We start from the raw sequence: 16,181 nt of genomic DNA on the forward strand, positions 1-16,181 counted from the left end.
GATCAGCTTTCCATTCTTTTCTTCACTGTCTCCAAAGCCCTCTCAGCATCGCTCTTGAACTCAGGATAGCCAAGCTCTTCCATCATCTCCGGTAGCGGGACGCCAAGCTCCTCGTGCCAGCCCCTCAGCCTGTAGAACTCCCTTCTGGCCTCAAGAAAGTCGTTGTAATCAATGAAGGCCGCGTTGCCTTCCGCTGGCCCCTCAGGCTCGGGCTCCCACCAGCGCGGCGGTATGGTATCGTCGTACGGCGGCGTGATCCAGTCGAGGGCGTCGTGGATTCTGGCGATGCTCTCCACCGCTTGGGCAACTTTCCTCAGCCTCTCGACCGTCCACTCCTCGCCAGTGACGATGCTGTAGAGCCTCGCTAGGTCTTCCATCCTGTAGGGCACAAACTTACAGACGCCGAGCATGTCGGTGATGTAGCTCTCATCCCTGCCCTCGATAAGGGACGGCACGAGTTCTTTAGCCGGCCCCTGGTTGGGCAGCTGATGCGGCCTCGGCCAGCCCCTCAGGTGGCTCGCTCCGACGTCGGCTGTGGCGTAGCTCAGGGCGTAGGTTCTCCTTCCACGCGGGTCCCAGGCCGGTGACTCCATGCCTTTGACGTGGACTGCAAACTCGCAGCCCCTTCCGAGCCTTTCGCAGGCGCGCTTTACTCCATCGGCAAGGATCGCACCGATGCCCTTCCTCTCGGCCATGAGCCTGAGAAGTCTTTCTTCGGCCTCTTCGTCACCAAAGCCCTTCGCCGGGAAGCCTATCTCTTCCTCGCCGATTAGACCGCGCTCCACCATCTCGAAGAGCCACGCTATTGTAGCTCCGGCCGCTATACTGTCCAGCCCAAGATTGTTGGCGAGCCAGTTGAAGTACGCAACAGCCGGGAAGTTGAAGACTCCCGTTGCTGCTCCGAGCATGGCTATGCTCTCATACTCGGGCTTGACGCGTATCTTCTTCCCCTTGTATTCTACCTCGACGTAGCGAGCGCACTTTATCGGACAGCTCTTGCCGTGCACGAACCATTCCGGCTCGATCTCGTACTTCTTGACCTCGTCGCCCGCTAATTTGCTCGCCAGCTCGTCCGGGATGTAAGGCCTCGAGAAGTTGTAGGCAGGACTCATGCCGAGGCTCGCCGAGCTCCTGAGGGCATCGGTGGTTCCGTAGTTCCTCGTGTGCCCGTACTTCGGATTGGTGGCGAACTCGTTGTAAAAGCTCTCCCAGAGCTTCTTGTACTCCTCCGGATTGGCCACCTTCGGTTTCTGGCCCGGCTCCACAACGACTGCCTTAACCTTCTTGCTTCCAAGAACCGCGCCAAGACCGCCCCTTCCACTGGCCCTCTCGGTGTCGTAGATTATGTTCGCTATCCTGGCAATTTTTTCTCCAGCTGGCCCTATCATGGCCATGCTGGCCTTTGGGTGCTCCTTCCAGATTTCCTTAGCAACTTCGTAGGTTCCTCTGCCCCACAGGCCTTTGGCGTCCCTTATCTCGACCTCGCCGTCATGAATGTAGAGGTATACTGGCTCTTCCGCCTTCCCCTCGATTATCAGGGCATCGAAATGGCCCTTGAGCTTGGGCCCGAAGGCGTCTCCACCGCTGGAATCGCTTATTAACCCAGTCTCTGGGCTCTTGCTCACGGCTATGACCTTACTCGAGCCCGGGACTAAGCCAGTCATTCCTCCTGGAGCGAAGACAAGCTTGTTCGCCTGGCTGAGCGGATCGGTTCCCGGCGGAACCTCACGGTAGATGATGTAGTAGCCAAGCCCCTTTCCTCCTATGAACTTCCTGATCGTCTCGTCGTCGAGCTTCTCGTAGGTTACCTTACCTTTGCTCAGATTCACCCGTGCTATCCTGTTGTGGTAACCGTACATCAGACGCACCTCCGGGCTTTTTCACGGTCTTCCTTCGAGAGCCTCCAGCCCATGGCTCCAAAGTTCTCTTCAAGGTGGGCTTTACTCCCGGCCTTCGGGATGGCTATGACGTTATCCTCCCAGATGAGGTAGTTCAGCGCGACCTGAGCGGCGGTTTTGCCGTATCTCTCACCGATTTTTGCCAGGCACTCGTTCCTTGCGAGGGAACCCTTCTCGAGCGGTGTGTAGGCTATCAGGGCAATCTTCTCGTGCTTCATGTAGTCGAGCAGGCCGCTTGTCTCTGGCCAGCGGTCTCTGAGGGAGTACTTCACCTCGTTGGCGACTATCTCGTACTTTTTCATGACTTCCTGGGAGCGCTTGAGAAGTTCAAGGTCGAAGTTGCTCACTCCTATGTAGCGGATTAATCCTTCATCAACGAGCTCCTCCAAGGCGTGAAGCGTCTCCCTGATTTTCTCAAAGCTGTCGCTGGGCCAGTGGAGAAGGTAAAGGTCTATGTAGGTGCCGAGTCTCTTGGCGCTCGCTCTGGCGGCCTTCTTCGCGCTTTCGTATCCGAAGTTCGTCGGCCATACTTTGCTGATGATAAATATATCGTCCCTCTCAAACTCCCTTATCGCTTCTCTCACTAGCTCCTCGCTGTGACCGGCACCGTAGAACTCCGCCGTGTCAATGAGGTTGATGCCCAGCTCAAGACCATGCTTGAGAGCTTCGATACTCTCCTTATCTCGCGAGTAATCAGGGCTCTCGTAGCCGCCGATGCCCCACGTACCTATGCCTATAGCAGTGACCCTGCCACTTCCTATCCTCTTGAGGTCGTTAAAAACCGGAACTCTCTTCACACCATCACCTATTTTGGGGGTTCGTCCCGGAATCTTATTAAGTTTTTCATTTGAACGTTAAAATGAAGTTCATTTCAAGCGACACGGAAGAGAAAAGAGGAAAAGAGTTCAGGCTCCGAACTTCTCGGAGCGGTTCATAAGATCCATCATCATAGACACTATGTCGTGACCCTTCACCCTGCCTATTCCACCGCGCATGCACTCGCGCTCGCCGAAGGCCTCAGTGTGGTCGACCCTGACGCCACCGCCGGCGATGAGGAGCGGAACCGGGTCGCCGCTATGATTCATAACCTCACATGGAGTTGAGTGGTCGCCGGTTATTGCTATGACAACCTCCTCGAGATCGATGTTGTCAATGATGTAGCCTATCATCTCGTCGGCCTTCTCTACCATTTGAGCCTTGAGCTTCGGGTTGTTGTCGTGGCCAGCAGCATCGGTAGGTTTGAAGTGGAGGAACACGAAGTCGTAGTCCTTGAGGAGTTCAACGACCTTCTTGGCTTTGGCCATCGCATCGGTGTTGTATTCCCCGGTCGCCCCTTCGGGCGTGTATATGTCAAAGCCTATCGCCCTTGCAACGCCCTTGACGAGGGAAACGGCGACGACTGCAGCAGCCTTAACCTTCCACTGCTCAGTGAACTTCATCGGTATGTTCGGATAAGTTCCCGCGCCCCTGACGAGGAGGTAGTTCGCTACCGGCTTGCCCTCCTTCTTCCTCTTCTCGTTTATCGGGTGCTTTTCGAGAACCTCGTGGGCCTGCCTCACGAACTCCTCCAGGATCTCCGCCACCTTCTTGCTCGCATCGTCCTCGTAGGTGAACTCATGGGGCGGCTTTCCGGCCTCGTGGGGATCGTTCTCGCCGACTCTATAGCCGGCGGCCATGCCCTTGAGCACAAGAACGGCCCTGTGGCCGGTAGCCCCAACGAAGATGAAGTCAACAGGCAGTTTGACGTTCTCCTGAATGGCCCTGGCGAGCTCGTGGGCTTCCTCTGTGCTTATTCTTCCTGCCCTCCTGTCGGTTATGATGCCGTTCTCGATGGTGGCGAAGTTAACCCTGAAGGCGAGATCGTCCTCGTCAAGGTCGAGGCCAACTCCCAGCGCCTCGAGGAAGCCCCTGCCACGGTAGACCTTATATGGATCGTAGCCGAATATCGAAAGGTGAGCGGTATCGCTGCCGGCTGGCTGGCCCGGCTTTATCGGATCCTGCTGGCCAAGGATTCCCATCTTGGCGAGCCTGTCCATGTTAGGCGTATTCGCGTACTCGAGTGGGGTCTTTCCGCCGAACTCTTTGATTGGTCTGTCTCCAAGACCATCGAGGATTATCAGAAGTCCCTTCCTTTTCATGTCTATCACCAGAGGTGGTTGGTGGCCAACCGTTAAAAGCTTTGTCAGATGTTTCTGAACCTCGAAAGGTATTTCAGATTGTTCAAAAAAGCTTTTAACTCCGCCCCGTTTCTCCCACTGGAGGTGAGAGAATGAAAGTGCTCTGGGCACCTTGGAGGATAGAGTACATACGCTCACCTAAATACGACGGATGCATATTCTGCGACTTCCCGAAGGAGAACCGCGACAGGGAGAGGCTCATACTCTACCGCGGAAAGCACAGCTTCATAATAATGAACAACTACCCCTACAATCCGGGTCACGTCATGATCGCTCCTTACAGGCATGTCGGAAAGTGGGAAGAGCTAACAGATGAGGAGCTCCTCGAGATTATGAAGCTCTCCCAGATCATGATAAAGGCCCTGAAGAAAGCTATGGATCCCCACGGTTTCAACATGGGCGTGAACATTGGCCGCGTTGCAGGGGCGGGCATAGATGACCACGTGCACCTCCACATCGTGCCGAGGTGGAACGGTGATACGAACTTCATGCCCGTCATAGCTGACACTAAAGTAATTCCAGAGTCACTCGAAGAAGCCTACGACGAACTGAAGAAAGCTCTGGAAGAAGTTCTAAGAGAGGAAGAAAAGCCCTAAAGCCTTTTCACCTTTATTTTGAACTTTTCACGGAGAGGTAGTCCCTCAAAGAGTTCAGACGTGAGCTCCAGTACGGGAACCTCAGCTTCTATCGTCGTCTCCATTCCTTGGGCGTCCCTGACCGCAAGCTGTACAAGATAGCCATTTTTCACCGTTGCCGATAGTATCGTCCCATCCTCCGATACTCCCTCAATGGTAAAATCCTGCCCTTGCAGTTCCCACGAAATCCTTTTTATTAAAGCGGGGGCTGTTTCAGGAGTTATATGCTCTACAATACCTTCCTCTCCTGCTATTGCCACTACCGGACAGGCTGCCTGAGCGTTGCAGAAGTCACGTATGGCCTCGGCTATGCCCTTGGCAAAGATCTCCAGAGGCTTTCCCATGAACATTTCGCCAAAGCCCGACCAGCTGGCCGTGATCTTAAGTTTGTTCCCAATCATCTCGAAAGTAACGGTGAGTACTCCCTTATCGCCGGTGAAGGTGTATACTGCACCCATTTTCCGGAATCCAACGGCAAGCTTGAACTCGTAGCCGAAGTCGAAGATAAAACGTGGTACCTTGAACCTGACGGTATCCCCGCTGATGCTCTCGAAGTATGGGAAGAACGGAAGCGTTTTTTCAGGCTCGCTGAGGACTACTTCGAGACTCTCCCATGGATGAGGTATTTCTACTTCCCAGCTTTTCGTTTTCACAGTGTCCTCACCGAGGATTCGTAAAGAAGAAGGCATAAAAAGGATTTCTTAAACCGTTGGTTTGGAACCCGTCAACGACTGCATACACAAAAAGAAATAGAAAAATCAGCTTTCCTCTACGATATAGATGGGAATCTTGCCGTGTGGGATACCCGCCCGTCTGCCGTACCACTCGCTGAGGACAAGGTGAAGCACCACAAGAAGGAGCACCGCTATCGCCAGTAGCACCCAGCCGTTCCTTAGTCCGGCGGCGAAGAGCAGAAGCATCACTGCACCAACAACACCCGCGGTGAGGGCGTAGGGTATCTGAGTGTTCACATGGTCGATATGGTCGCAGCCAGAGAACATCGAGCTCATGATGGTTGTGTCACTGATCGGGGAGCAGTGGTCACCAAATACTCCACCCGCAAAGACTGAGGCAATGCTGGCGTAAACAATCGGGCCAAAGCTTCCGCTGAGCTGGTAGGAGAGCGGAACCGCTATAGGCATCATTATCGCGAAGGTTCCCCAGCTCGTTCCAGTCGTGAACGATATGAACGCTGCCACCACAAAGATGACGAAGGGAACCAGTCCAGGGGAGAGCACGTTTGAGGCCACCCTGACTATGTAGTCAGCAGTTCCAACGGCATCGCAGGCACTCTTGATGCTCCACGCGAGGATGAGTATCATCATGGCGAAATGCATCTGCTTCATTCCTGCGACCAAGGTGTGCTCGACATCTTCAAGGGTCATTATCTTCATAGCCAAGACGAGCGCCATTGCAACTATGACCATTGAGAACGAACCCCACACGAGGGCCCACGTCGAGTCTGCATTCGACAGAACCTCCTGGAATCCTCCCTCTGCATAGGCAGCACTTCCACCTCCGGTGATCCACAGGCCGAGGAAGGTCATGAGAACCAGTGCTAGGACGGGTAGTATGAATACCCAGACGCTTTCCTTGCCCCCTATAGGCATTCCAACATCGATCTCGGTGGTCATCATCGGCTGGGCGCCGTCGCGGAGCACTTTACCCTCCTTTCTGGCTCTGTACTCGGCCTTCAACATCGGACCGTAGTGCCTGTGAGTAGCTGCTACGAGGTAGACAAGGATGACCGCGAGGATTGGATAAAACCTGTAAGGCCAGCTCGCGAACCAAGCCGAGTAAGCGCTTATGTTTTCGCCCACACTTGCTATGGCGTCCTTTAGGAGTCCAAGCTCGTAGCCTATCCACGTTGAAACCACGGCCAGAACTGCCACCGGGGCGGCGGTGGAATCGTCAGCGTAAGCCAGGAACTCCCTCGAAACTCTTGCCCTGTCAGTGATGGGCCTCATGGTGTTTCCGACAATGATTGTGTTTGTGTAGTCGTCGAAGAATATTATGGTACCAAAGATAGCCGCCATCAATGAAGCGGCCCTGCTAGTCTTGACCTTCTGAGTTACGGCTTTGGCGATGGCATTCATTCCACCCGCTTTGTATATAAGTGCGACACCGGCACCAATGAGTGCGTCGAACAACAGTATTCTAGTGTTCCACAGATCTGTCATGATCTGGCCGTCTTCTTCCCATGCTGAAGCTATGTTAAAGACTATCCACTTCAGTGTCTCAGTGGTTGCACCTACTGGATCTCCACCTGCAACCAGAAATCCACCTACCCACACTCCAAAAAACAAAGCGAATAAGACCCTTTTGGTGAGTATTGCCAAGCCTATAGCCACCAGAGGCGGCAAGAGTGAGAGCACTCCAAAGTCTGACATGGTCATCCCTCCTTACAGTTCCAGCAACCATCCGCTATCCTGCAAGTCCCGAAACTGGAGCACTCGAGGAATAATCGAAACGTTTTTATGTTTTCTGTAACAAATATTTCAAAATAGTCAAGTTTTGTTATATTTGAAACAGTTTATTTAGAACGATTTACCGCATCCTTCTTATCAGCTCTTCTAGAATTTGGTATGCCCTTGGGGCGTCTTTTCGGTCAATTACAAAGATCGTGTCTTTGTAGCAGGAAATCACTTGAGTTATATTTATCCCGTTTGATGAGAGTGCTGATGTCATGAAGGCCACTACACCAGGAGTTTCAATTATTCTCCCTGGGCTTATTATGGTGAGTGCCGTTTGATCCCTCAGTATGCTGACGGTTTCTCCCACCAATTGACACACTTTTTCCTCATCTTCACTTGCAATAACGATTGTAAATGTTTCTCTCCCTTGGGTCAGTTGGAGGAATCGTGACTCACTCATTATCTCGGAGATATCTTTTATAACTCCAGTAATGCGATCCTTTGAAACCGTTATCACGCTCACATCTGACTGCAACTCTATAATGCTGTTCCCGATAACCTCCCTAACCCTGCCTTCCAAGAGGGATTTTTCTTTTTTGAGCTCTTCGCCGAGTCTTATCAGTGCCATTTTAATGGCAGGAATCGAAGAGTCCAGATCAAGCTCCTCAGCAAGAAGTCTCGCAAGGGCGCTATAGTTAACAATTCCCAAGCTCATGCACTCCCTCACAAAGGGTCTCCTCATTATCTCTTCCCGTATAACGTCGGTTATACTCCTCCTCTCATCACTCATAAGCTTCACCCACCAAGAGCTGACCTTGTAAAAGAAATTTAACGGGGGTTTCACCCCAGAGCCACTTCTTTCCACTTCTCTCTCGTCCTCTTCCAGCAGCCTGGCGGCATGAGCTCTCCTTCAGGACAGTAACCAAGCTGAACGCACCTCGGCCCGAGCTTGGCCCACCTGATTATCGGCCTCAGCTCTTCGTTCTTGGCGATCTCTTCCAGCATCTTCCAGGCGACATCCCTTATCTCCCACTGGGCCCGCTCACAGGCTCTAAGGCCGAGGAAGTGCTTTAGCTCGCGAAGGTTCATGGTTACGACGATTTTGGTCCTCACCGCCTGGGGAAGGATGAAGCGCGCGTCCTCCTGGTGGACCCCAGCTTTGTAGGTTTCCTCGTATAGTTGAATCGTCTCCCTCATAAGTTTCTTCCATTTCTCGTAGAGTTCTGGGTTTTTCTTAACGCTTTCCGGGATAACAAAGGTCTCTTCAACATCCCTGGGATTTATCTTGATGTACCTCATAGACTGCTGGGTGTAGCTAGCTATCCTGTGGCGGACAAGCTGATGGCTGCACACACGAGAACAGCCCTCTATCGCGAACGTAAGAACCGCGTGTTCAAGAATCGACTCGTGACCATAGCCGAGAATCCTCGGGAGATGCATCTCAACGTCTTTTTCGCCCAGTCTCTCGAAAGCTTCCGTCTCCCATTCGTCCCAGTAGCTTATCAGTGCTGCCCAGGTGACAGTTTCGAGGGGTTTTTTCGTATAATTGACAAGTCTGACCTTGATTCCATCTCTCATGAGCGCCACCGAAGGTAAAACCGCTTCAGGTTTATTAGGTTTACTCGGAGAGACATGGGAATTAAAAACATGGTAAAAAGAGAAATCAGATGGCCGGAGAAGCCTCTTCCTTCCCAGGAACCTCGTCCGGGAGGGAGAAGAAGGCCACAACCTCAAGGATGGCTGCTATGACTATCAGCAGGGCTCCTATCATTATTAGCAGCAGGATTGCGCCGGCTATGTAGAGAAGTGCTACAGTGTGGAACATGCCAACACCGGTTTCCTCTGCTATCATGTCGTAGCTCTGCTTCATGAACCAGACTCCGACGATCATCAGGACAACTGCTATTATGCCGCCTATACCGAACGATGCCATGCCAATCTTCTCGCGACCGCTCATCATTGGGATGAACGCTATGAACAGTATTATGCCGGCTATTATGTTTAAGATCGCCGCCCAGAGGTACTTGCTGAATATCTCCTCATTCCCCGTGGCCTCGGATATATTCTTCACGGCCAGCAGCTTCAGTATGAAGCCTATAAAGCCAAGTCCCACGATACCCAGCAGGGCACCAACCCCACCGAGAATTTTGGCATTGCTAAGCTTCCCCATGAGCCACACCTCAAGGTATCTGTGGTTTCAATCTTATAAAAGACTTTCTACTTTGAACCATAAATTTTTGGACACATCTCCATCGGAAAGACACCGATGGCATAAGTAATCCATTGATGTCCATTACGTTTGGAAAGCTCCAGAGCGTTAATGCTCAAAAGATTTCAGCAGGAAGCAGATTTATTCGACGAAAGGGTTATTAAAACCGAGCGCCAGCTTTAAGCGGTGATGCACATGGTGGTTAGCCTAGCCGGAAGAGACCTTCTCTGCCTTCAGGACTTTACGAGGGAGGAGATTGAGACCATTCTCAAGACGGCCGAAATGATGAAGATCTGGAACAAGATTGGAAAGCCGCACCGCGTTCTCGAGGGCAAAACTCTCGCTATGATATTCCAGAAGCCCTCGACCAGGACGAGGATTTCCTTCGAGGTTGGAATCTACCAGCTCGGCGGTTACGGTCTCTACCTCAACGCCAACGACCTCCAGCTGAGGAGAGGCGAGACCATAGCCGACACCGCGCGCGTTCTCAGCCGCTATGTGGATGGAATAATGGCTCGTGTTTTCGACCACCAGGACGTCGTTGACCTCGCCAAGTATGCCGACGTTCCGGTCATCAACGGTCTGAGCGACTTCTCCCACCCGTGCCAGGCTCTCGCCGACTACCAGACCATACTCGAGAAGAAGGGCAGGATTCAGGGGCTTAAGGTCGTCTACGTCGGCGACGGAAACAACGTCGCCCACTCCCTCATGATAGCCGGAACCAAGCTCGGTGCCCACGTCGTGGTTGCTACTCCAGAAGGCTATGAGCCTGACAAGCGCGTAATCAAGTGGGCCGAGCAGAACGCGGCCGAGAGCGGCGGCTCGTTTGAGCTCCTCCACGACCCTGTCAAGGCCGTTAAGGACGCCGACGTTATCTACACTGACGTCTGGGCTTCAATGGGTCAGGAGGCCGAGGCTGAGGAGAGGAGGAAGATATTCAAGCCCTTCCAGGTGAACAAGGACCTCGTCAAGCACGCCAAGCAGGACTACATCTTCATGCACTGCCTCCCGGCTCACAGGGGCGATGAGGTTACTGACGACGTCATCGACAGCCCGAACAGCGTCGTCTTCGACGAGGCCGAGAACAGGCTCCACGCCCAGAAGGCGGTTATGGCTCTGGTTATGGGTGGAATTAAGGTCTGAGCTTTCTTTTCCCTATTATCTTCGAAAAAGGGCTAAAAGTTTAAAATTCTCCGCTCAAACTCTATTCATGCTAGAAAGACTCTTCAGCCTCGGCTACTCCAAGACCTTCGCGGAGCGCTATTACCAGCTCTGGGGTGAGCGGGCCCTAGCAATAGCGGAGGCCATGGAAAAGCCCCTTCCAAGATGCTTCCGCGTGAATACTCTTCGCGTTGAGATTCCAACGCTCACGAAGCTCCTCAACAAGAAGGGCTTTCAGTTCAGGCGCGTTCCGTGGGCTCGGGAAGGCTTCTGCCTCACGCGCGAGCCTTTCTCGATAACCTCTACGCCTGAATACCTGAGCGGCCTCCTCTACATCCAGGAGGCCAGCTCGATGTACCCTCCCGTGGCTTTAGACCCGAAGCCCGGAGAGGTTGTAGCAGACATGGCCGCCGCCCCCGGTGGAAAGACAAGCTATCTCGCTCAACTCATGAAGAACGAGGGTATCATTTACGCCTTTGATGTTGGGGAAGAGCGGTTAAAAGAGACACGCCTGAACCTCTCTCGCCTCGGGATCACCAACACGATACTCATTCACAAGTCCTCACTCCACATGAGTGAGCTTGGCATCGAGTTCGACAAAATCCTTCTCGATGCCCCATGCACAGGCTCCGGCACAATCCACAAGAACCCAGAGCGGAAGTCCAACAGAACTATGGAAGATATAAAGTTCTGTCAGGGACTGCAGATGCAGATGATTAAGGTCGCCCTTGAAAACCTCAAGCCGGGTGGAATACTCGTCTACTCAACCTGTTCCCTCGAGCCGGAAGAGAACGAGTTTGTGATCCAGTGGACTCTCGACAGCTTTGACGTCGAACTTCTACCTCTCAGATACGGGGAGCCTGCCCTGATCAAGCCCTTCGGAGTCAAGCTGAGCGGAGAGATAAAGAAGGCAAGGCGCTTTTACCCTGACAGACATGGAACCAGCGGCTTCTTCGTGGCAAAGCTCAGGAAGCTTTAGGGAAAGTTTTTATCAGATATAGTCATAGAGATAAAGTAGCTAAACTAGGAGGGGTCATTGATGAAATTGAGAATCGATAGGTTTTTGGAATCTCCCACTCTAGGGGATACAATTTTAGTTAGATACCTCCCAACCGACCATCCGGAACTCCTGTTTTACAGTACCGTCAGGCACGCGCTTGAAAAGGAAGAGAACGTAATTATTGTAGATGCTTTCAGCACGTTCCACATTTTTACTACATTTCTTGCATTGAGTGGCAGGGACGTCACTTTCTTGAAGGACATACCCACAGTTAGAATCGGGGGCATCGCCCAAGAGGGAAGAGTCGTATCAACCATCAATCCATTCAACGATGTATCCATCTTTGCTCGAGAGTTCGCCAGGAAAATTGAAGAGATTGCGACTCCAGGAACCAGGATTTTCTTCCTCGGGGCTGGAAAGCTCTTATCAATCTGGGAGAACAACCCCTACGACCTGAGTAGGTTCTTCATTGAGTTGGTCATGAAAACCCGTATCAAGAAGAGATTCCACAGTGTCATCTTTGCCAATGTAGGGGTACTGAGGCCTGAAACTTTCGAGAAGCTGGAGTTTTACCTTCCAATTATCCTTGAGATCAAAGAGGGCGGAAAGAAAGCTGAGATCATTAAGCATCTTCGTCTGGAGTTCGTTGGTTTGGAGGTGGTACCATGAAAGCTCTGGAAGATTTCGTGAGGTCGTTCAAAATGGGAGAAACTGTAACCGTTGAGCTGTCATCATGTTCACCGCTTCATCTTATTTTCTATAGTGCCCTTAAGTTCGCGCAGGAGAAGGGTACGAACGTTCTGATCCTAGATGGGTTTGACCGGCTAGCAATCATTGTTCAAGACCTTAAGAGCGTCGGCATTGATGTCGATCTAGACAATCTTGATGTTATAAAAGGTGGGGGAACGCTAAGAACAGGAAACATAATAGCACACATTGATGTGTCCCACGACGAAAGGGTTTACATTAGAAAGTACAGGGATACGTTCCGCAGGTACCTCAGTTCTCATTCTAAAACTGTGTTGCTTGTCCTTGGGTTGGAAGAGTTCGTTATGAAGAGCAACGCCGGAATTAGGGATGAGATGTTCTTTATGGACCTTCTCAGATCCTTCCTTAACGTCCCCCAGAGAATCGCGGTTTATTTCATCAACCCCAGCCTGATCAGCGAGCGTGCGCGGGCTCAGCTGGAAGAGCTCTCCACAAGGGTTATCTCAGTGGAGTGCTCCAACGGCATATTGGTAAAAATCAAGAAGAGCATAAAACCCGAGGAACAGGGAGTCGAGATACTTGTACCCATGAACCATATTATCGAGTCAGAGCCCCATCAAGGATCTTGAGCCTCTCTCTAACTTCATCGCTTAATAGGGATTCGAGCTCCTCCCTCGCTTTTTTTGAGAGTTCGAACTTCTCCAAGCCCTTTGAAACACTTACCCAGCTTATCTTCCTACCCTCGAAAAAGACATCTATGTCGCACAGCCTCTGGTAGCCCACGTACTCAAGCCCCTTCAGTAGGAACTTCACCCGGAGAGGGTCTTCCCACGTCAGCAGCTTGAGCTTGTAGATCGGAACGCGCATAAACGGCCTCGGGTAGTCCCAGTCCCAACCCTCCGCAACTATGAATCCCAGGTCGAGGTCTTCTATGACCATCATAAGCCTCTCTATGTTCTCATTGTAGCGCTTGTCTGTATCGTAGATTTTTATTGTGATATCTTTCCACTCCGGCATTAACTTCATTAGCAGCACCGAAGCGTCTATGCTAAGCTCGCGATAAACGCTGAAGAAGTCCTTCTTTATGAGAACGGCCCCCTTTATGTCCTCCGGCCCTATTGGGGAGTTGAGCTTCTTCTCAGTTACTGCTATTATCGTATCGCTTGCTTCTCCTTTGTCGAGTGCCGTTTTGATGTTCATTATCTCCCCATTGTATTTCTCCGCGAGCAGTTTGAGGCCTTCTTTGACGTTGGCAGGTACGCGTATCATTATTATGGTACTCTCTATGTGGACTTTCTCCACGGGTAGAGCTCGGTTTATGACCTCGCTCAAGACAACAGAAGCGTGTCTGTCGATGAGAAAAGCCATCTCCGGCGGAATCGTCTCCTTCTTCCACTCGTCTGTGACGAAGACTACGGTCTCAAACTCATTGCTCTCGCGTATCGCATCTTCGATGGATATCTCTTCAACTCCAAAAATCTCACCGAGACGGGACTTTACAGCCCCTACGTCTTTGGTTCTTAAAAAGACCATCAAGGGCCCAAAACGCAGGAACCTCATCACATACCCCTCCAGAGTTTGTAGCCCCTATCAAAATCCGTTCCTGATGGGTATTTCACCCGACAAGTCCTCCTACTCGGGAGTAAGACAAAGTTAACCCCAAGAACACCGTTCAGACCTCTCTCAATCAGCTTAAAGTTGTGACCATAGAGCCTAAAGTCAGCTTCAAGGCTGACGACGTCTTTCCAAGTATGACCTAGGGCAAAGCGGAAACCCTCTATTTCCACGGTGCTCCCCGGTTCGACACTACTTTCGCCGAAAAACTCGCGCACTATCTCCGGATCATCTTCGTTGCCAGAAACAACGTAGATTACTGCATCAGAATCCTTTAAAATTCGTGCGAGCTTTCTAAGCGCCTCCCGATATAGAGGCTTCAACTCGGGCCTTCTCTCGAGCTTTATGTTATCCGCAAAATCTCCAGTGTGGATCAGGTAGTTCGGTTTCGTCTTCTCGATGAGCTCTTCGATGAAGCGGTAGGAACTTTCCGGAGTGTCGCTTACGTGCATGACCTTGACTTCGTCTGATGACGCGAGCAGCTCCAGTACCTTTTTCCGGAAGGTTGGGAGTCTGATGGGCATCTTAGGAATTAGGAGCAGGGCTTATATATACCTTCGCCAAGGTTCTCTCTGGTGTTACCATGAAGGTTCTCGTTCTTGGAGCTGGAAACGTTGGAAGGGCAATAGCCTGGGATTTAAGAGACGAGTTCGAGGTCTGGGTAGGGGACAGGAGTGAGGAGAGGCTGAACTCCGTTAAAGACTTCGCCGAGACTGTAAAAATAGATGCCTCGAACTTCGATTCCCTCGTGGAAACCATGAAGAGCTTTGAGCTCGTCGTTGGAGCTCTGCCCGGGAGGTTTGGCTACTCCTCGGTCAAGGCCGCCATAAAGGCGGGCGTTGACATGGTGGACGTCTCATTCATGCCCGAGAACCCGCTGGAACTACGCGAGGAGGCAGAGAAAGCACAGGTTACAGTCATTTTTGATGCGGGCTTTGCTCCGGGCTTGAGCCACATACTTATGGGAAGAATATGGCAGGAGATAGACGAGCTTAAGGAGGGCTACATCTACGTCGGCGGTCTTCCCAGGGAGCCCCGCCCACCGCTGTATTACAGAATTACATGGTCACCTAAAGATCTAATTGAAGAATACACGAGGCCGGCGAGAGTGATAAGAAACGGAAATGTTACGGCAGTTGACCCGTTCGAGAAGATCGAGAGAGTAACCGTTGGTGACTTCGAGTTTGAGGCTTTCGTGAGCGACGGTCTGCGCTCTTTATTAGAGAGCGTTAAAGCTGAAAAGCTCGAAGAGTGGACACTCCGCTGGCCGGGACACCTCGAGAAGATGAAAGTTTTAAGGGAGCTGGGCTTTTTCAAGCCGGAGCACATAGACAAGACACTGGAAGTTATAACTCCCCTGATGACCTATGAGAGCCCGGACTTCTCGATAATGCAGGTCGTTGGAAGGGGAATCCTCGACGGCAAAAAGAAGGAAATCGGCTACCTCCTCTACGATGAAGAGAAAGAGGGATTCACGTCCATGGCCAGAGTCACGGGCTTTACCGCTGCGATAGTAGCACGTCTCGTCGCCGAGAAGGGCTGCATCTTTGGTGTTATACCTCCGGAGATACTCGGAATGCGCATAGACACCTTTACACGGATCACTGAGGAACTTGCCGAGAGAGGAATAACGCTGGAGAGGTGGGAGAATGCTCCACCTGGTGATAGCTGACTCCGAGCTGGAGCTGGCTCCAAAGTCGATAGTTGATCACCCAGCGATAGTCAACTACGCCAAGAGGAGGAACAAGAAGCCAGAGGAAGTACTCCTGGACAGCACTTACCACCACTCGGCGCTCAAGAAGCTCGAAGACGGCGAGAGGCGCGGGAGGCCAGACATAGTGCACGTCTGCCTCCTCAACGCGCTTGAGAGCATAGCGAACAAGGAGGGCAAGCTCCGCGTTTACGTCCACACGAGGAACGACGAGGTGATTTACATCAAGCCAGAGACAAGGATTCCGAGGAACTACAACCGCTTCGTTGGTCTGATGGAAAGTCTCTTCAAGAACGGTGTTGTGCCTGAGGGACTTGAGCTGCTTCGCATGGAGGAGAAGAGCCTGGCTGAGCTCATCGACGAAATAAAACCGGACGGAGTCTTCGTCATGCACGAGAACGGGGAGTCCATGAAGCCTCAGGAGTTTGGAAAGGTCCTTGCAGGACTCCAGAGCCCGCTGGTGGTTGTCGGAGGATTTCCCCACGGAGACTTCAGGAGTGAAATTCCCGGAAAGAAGATAAGCCTTTACAAAGCCCCATTGATGGCATGGACAGTTGTGAACGAGATAATCATCAACTTTGAGCATTGGGTTCTCTGAAAAGGGTAGAAGGGCTACATAATGTTTTTATATTTTGCCGATGTTTAATTCTTTTA

Annotated in this window: 17 protein-coding genes; 7 read left to right on the forward strand and 10 right to left on the reverse strand. The window is 51.8% G+C overall.

Annotation, left to right across the window (positions count from 1 at the left end; genetic code table 11):
• Positions 1-2 precede the first annotated feature (2 nt).
• The 3 genes from E3E33_RS10260 to E3E33_RS10270 all read right to left on the reverse strand — a co-directional run bounded on the left by E3E33_RS10260 (position 3) and on the right by E3E33_RS10270 (position 4,036).
• On the reverse strand, positions 3-1,859 hold the full coding sequence (locus E3E33_RS10260) for an aldehyde ferredoxin oxidoreductase family protein (protein WP_167710747.1): 1,857 nt from the start codon (positions 1,857-1,859) through the stop codon (positions 3-5).
• The gene (locus tag E3E33_RS10265; protein ID WP_167710748.1) at positions 1,859-2,695 is read right to left on the reverse strand and encodes an aldo/keto reductase; all 837 of its coding nucleotides are present in this window, start codon (positions 2,693-2,695) and stop codon (positions 1,859-1,861) included. The genes E3E33_RS10260 and E3E33_RS10265 overlap by 1 nt, the downstream gene beginning before the upstream one ends.
• Positions 2,696-2,803: 108 nt before the next feature.
• The gene (locus E3E33_RS10270) at positions 2,804-4,036 is read right to left on the reverse strand and encodes a 2,3-bisphosphoglycerate-independent phosphoglycerate mutase (RefSeq protein ID WP_167710825.1); all 1,233 of its coding nucleotides are present in this window, start codon (positions 4,034-4,036) and stop codon (positions 2,804-2,806) included.
• Between the two features lie 131 nt (positions 4,037-4,167).
• Between E3E33_RS10270 and E3E33_RS10275 the strand changes: the two genes are divergently transcribed.
• Positions 4,168-4,671: an HIT domain-containing protein gene (locus E3E33_RS10275; RefSeq protein WP_012571398.1), complete on the forward strand. Its 504-nt coding sequence runs from the start codon at positions 4,168-4,170 to the stop codon at positions 4,669-4,671.
• On the opposite strand, the gene E3E33_RS10280 is transcribed toward E3E33_RS10275, so the two are convergent.
• The 5 genes from E3E33_RS10280 to E3E33_RS10300 form a co-directional block, all read right to left on the reverse strand.
• Positions 4,668-5,363: a hypothetical protein gene (locus tag E3E33_RS10280; RefSeq protein WP_342764285.1), complete on the reverse strand. Its 696-nt coding sequence runs from the start codon at positions 5,361-5,363 to the stop codon at positions 4,668-4,670. The two genes, E3E33_RS10275 and E3E33_RS10280, sit on opposite strands and share 4 nt — an antisense overlap.
• Positions 5,364-5,468: 105 nt before the next feature.
• A complete protein-coding gene (locus E3E33_RS10285) occupies positions 5,469-7,100 on the reverse strand; it encodes a Na+/H+ antiporter NhaC family protein (protein WP_167710826.1) in 1,632 nt (543 codons plus the stop codon).
• Between the two features lie 157 nt (positions 7,101-7,257).
• The gene (locus tag E3E33_RS10290) at positions 7,258-7,914 is read right to left on the reverse strand and encodes an ACT domain-containing protein (protein WP_167710750.1); all 657 of its coding nucleotides are present in this window, start codon (positions 7,912-7,914) and stop codon (positions 7,258-7,260) included.
• 50 nt (positions 7,915-7,964) lie between these two features.
• Complete coding sequence (gene thyX / locus E3E33_RS10295; protein WP_167710827.1) at positions 7,965-8,702, reverse strand: FAD-dependent thymidylate synthase; 738 nt, start codon at positions 8,700-8,702, stop codon at positions 7,965-7,967.
• A gap of 85 nt (positions 8,703-8,787) precedes the next feature.
• Positions 8,788-9,294 (reverse strand): DUF996 domain-containing protein, encoded by a 507-nt coding sequence (locus tag E3E33_RS10300; RefSeq protein WP_012571393.1) that lies wholly within the window; start codon positions 9,292-9,294, stop codon positions 8,788-8,790.
• A 234-nt stretch (positions 9,295-9,528) separates the two neighbouring features.
• Between E3E33_RS10300 and argF the strand changes: the two genes are divergently transcribed.
• The 4 genes from argF to E3E33_RS10320 all read left to right on the forward strand — a co-directional run bounded on the left by argF (position 9,529) and on the right by E3E33_RS10320 (position 12,831).
• Positions 9,529-10,476, forward strand: coding sequence for an ornithine carbamoyltransferase (gene argF / locus E3E33_RS10305; RefSeq protein WP_167710751.1), 948 nt, complete (start codon positions 9,529-9,531; stop codon positions 10,474-10,476).
• A gap of 67 nt (positions 10,477-10,543) precedes the next feature.
• Entirely contained in the window at positions 10,544-11,473 is a 930-nt protein-coding gene (locus E3E33_RS10310) for an RsmB/NOP family class I SAM-dependent RNA methyltransferase (protein ID WP_167710752.1), read from the forward strand.
• A gap of 60 nt (positions 11,474-11,533) precedes the next feature.
• Positions 11,534-12,163 (forward strand): DUF257 family protein, encoded by a 630-nt coding sequence (locus E3E33_RS10315; RefSeq protein WP_012571390.1) that lies wholly within the window; start codon positions 11,534-11,536, stop codon positions 12,161-12,163.
• Positions 12,160-12,831: a DUF257 family protein gene (locus tag E3E33_RS10320; protein ID WP_167710753.1), complete on the forward strand. Its 672-nt coding sequence runs from the start codon at positions 12,160-12,162 to the stop codon at positions 12,829-12,831. Before E3E33_RS10315 ends, E3E33_RS10320 begins: the two co-directional genes overlap by 4 nt.
• Here the strand turns inward: E3E33_RS10320 and E3E33_RS10325 are convergent.
• Complete coding sequence (locus E3E33_RS10325; RefSeq protein WP_167710754.1) at positions 12,800-13,762, reverse strand: hypothetical protein; 963 nt, start codon at positions 13,760-13,762, stop codon at positions 12,800-12,802. The two genes, E3E33_RS10320 and E3E33_RS10325, sit on opposite strands and share 32 nt — an antisense overlap.
• Positions 13,762-14,340: a metallophosphoesterase gene (locus E3E33_RS10330; RefSeq protein ID WP_167710755.1), complete on the reverse strand. Its 579-nt coding sequence runs from the start codon at positions 14,338-14,340 to the stop codon at positions 13,762-13,764. Before E3E33_RS10330 ends, E3E33_RS10325 begins: the two co-directional genes overlap by 1 nt.
• Positions 14,341-14,399: 59 nt before the next feature.
• Between E3E33_RS10330 and E3E33_RS10335 the strand changes: the two genes are divergently transcribed.
• Both E3E33_RS10335 and E3E33_RS10340 read left to right on the forward strand, forming a co-directional pair.
• The gene (locus tag E3E33_RS10335; RefSeq protein WP_167710756.1) at positions 14,400-15,488 is read left to right on the forward strand and encodes a saccharopine dehydrogenase family protein; all 1,089 of its coding nucleotides are present in this window, start codon (positions 14,400-14,402) and stop codon (positions 15,486-15,488) included.
• Positions 15,466-16,125 (forward strand): 16S rRNA methyltransferase, encoded by a 660-nt coding sequence (locus E3E33_RS10340; RefSeq protein ID WP_012571385.1) that lies wholly within the window; start codon positions 15,466-15,468, stop codon positions 16,123-16,125. The genes E3E33_RS10335 and E3E33_RS10340 overlap by 23 nt, the downstream gene beginning before the upstream one ends.
• Positions 16,126-16,181 lie beyond the last annotated feature (56 nt).

It is taken from the genome of Thermococcus sp. GR5, assembly GCF_012027535.1.
Lineage (GTDB): Archaea > Methanobacteriota_B > Thermococci > Thermococcales > Thermococcaceae > Thermococcus > Thermococcus onnurineus.

Bases quoted from the DNA above. Each gene is read 5' to 3' on its own strand.
- E3E33_RS10260 (WP_167710747.1), bottom strand. From the start codon at position 1,859: ATGTACGGTTACCACAACAGGATAGCACGGGTGAATCTGAGCAAAGGT.
- E3E33_RS10270 (WP_167710825.1), bottom strand. From the start codon at position 4,036: ATGAAAAGGAAGGGACTTCTGATAATCCTCGATGGTCTTGGAGACAGA.
- E3E33_RS10275 (WP_012571398.1), top strand. From the start codon at position 4,168: ATGAAAGTGCTCTGGGCACCTTGGAGGATAGAGTACATACGCTCACCT.
- E3E33_RS10285 (WP_167710826.1), bottom strand. From the start codon at position 7,100: ATGTCAGACTTTGGAGTGCTCTCACTCTTGCCGCCTCTGGTGGCTATA.
- E3E33_RS10290 (WP_167710750.1), bottom strand. From the start codon at position 7,914: ATGAGTGATGAGAGGAGGAGTATAACCGACGTTATACGGGAAGAGATA.
- thyX (WP_167710827.1), bottom strand. From the start codon at position 8,702: ATGAGAGATGGAATCAAGGTCAGACTTGTCAATTATACGAAAAAACCC.
- E3E33_RS10300 (WP_012571393.1), bottom strand. From the start codon at position 9,294: ATGGGGAAGCTTAGCAATGCCAAAATTCTCGGTGGGGTTGGTGCCCTG.
- argF (WP_167710751.1), top strand. From the start codon at position 9,529: ATGGTGGTTAGCCTAGCCGGAAGAGACCTTCTCTGCCTTCAGGACTTT.
- E3E33_RS10310 (WP_167710752.1), top strand. From the start codon at position 10,544: ATGCTAGAAAGACTCTTCAGCCTCGGCTACTCCAAGACCTTCGCGGAG.
- E3E33_RS10315 (WP_012571390.1), top strand. From the start codon at position 11,534: ATGAAATTGAGAATCGATAGGTTTTTGGAATCTCCCACTCTAGGGGAT.
- E3E33_RS10320 (WP_167710753.1), top strand. From the start codon at position 12,160: ATGAAAGCTCTGGAAGATTTCGTGAGGTCGTTCAAAATGGGAGAAACT.
- E3E33_RS10325 (WP_167710754.1), bottom strand. From the start codon at position 13,762: ATGAGGTTCCTGCGTTTTGGGCCCTTGATGGTCTTTTTAAGAACCAAA.
- E3E33_RS10330 (WP_167710755.1), bottom strand. From the start codon at position 14,340: ATGCCCATCAGACTCCCAACCTTCCGGAAAAAGGTACTGGAGCTGCTC.
- E3E33_RS10335 (WP_167710756.1), top strand. From the start codon at position 14,400: ATGAAGGTTCTCGTTCTTGGAGCTGGAAACGTTGGAAGGGCAATAGCC.
- E3E33_RS10340 (WP_012571385.1), top strand. From the start codon at position 15,466: ATGCTCCACCTGGTGATAGCTGACTCCGAGCTGGAGCTGGCTCCAAAG.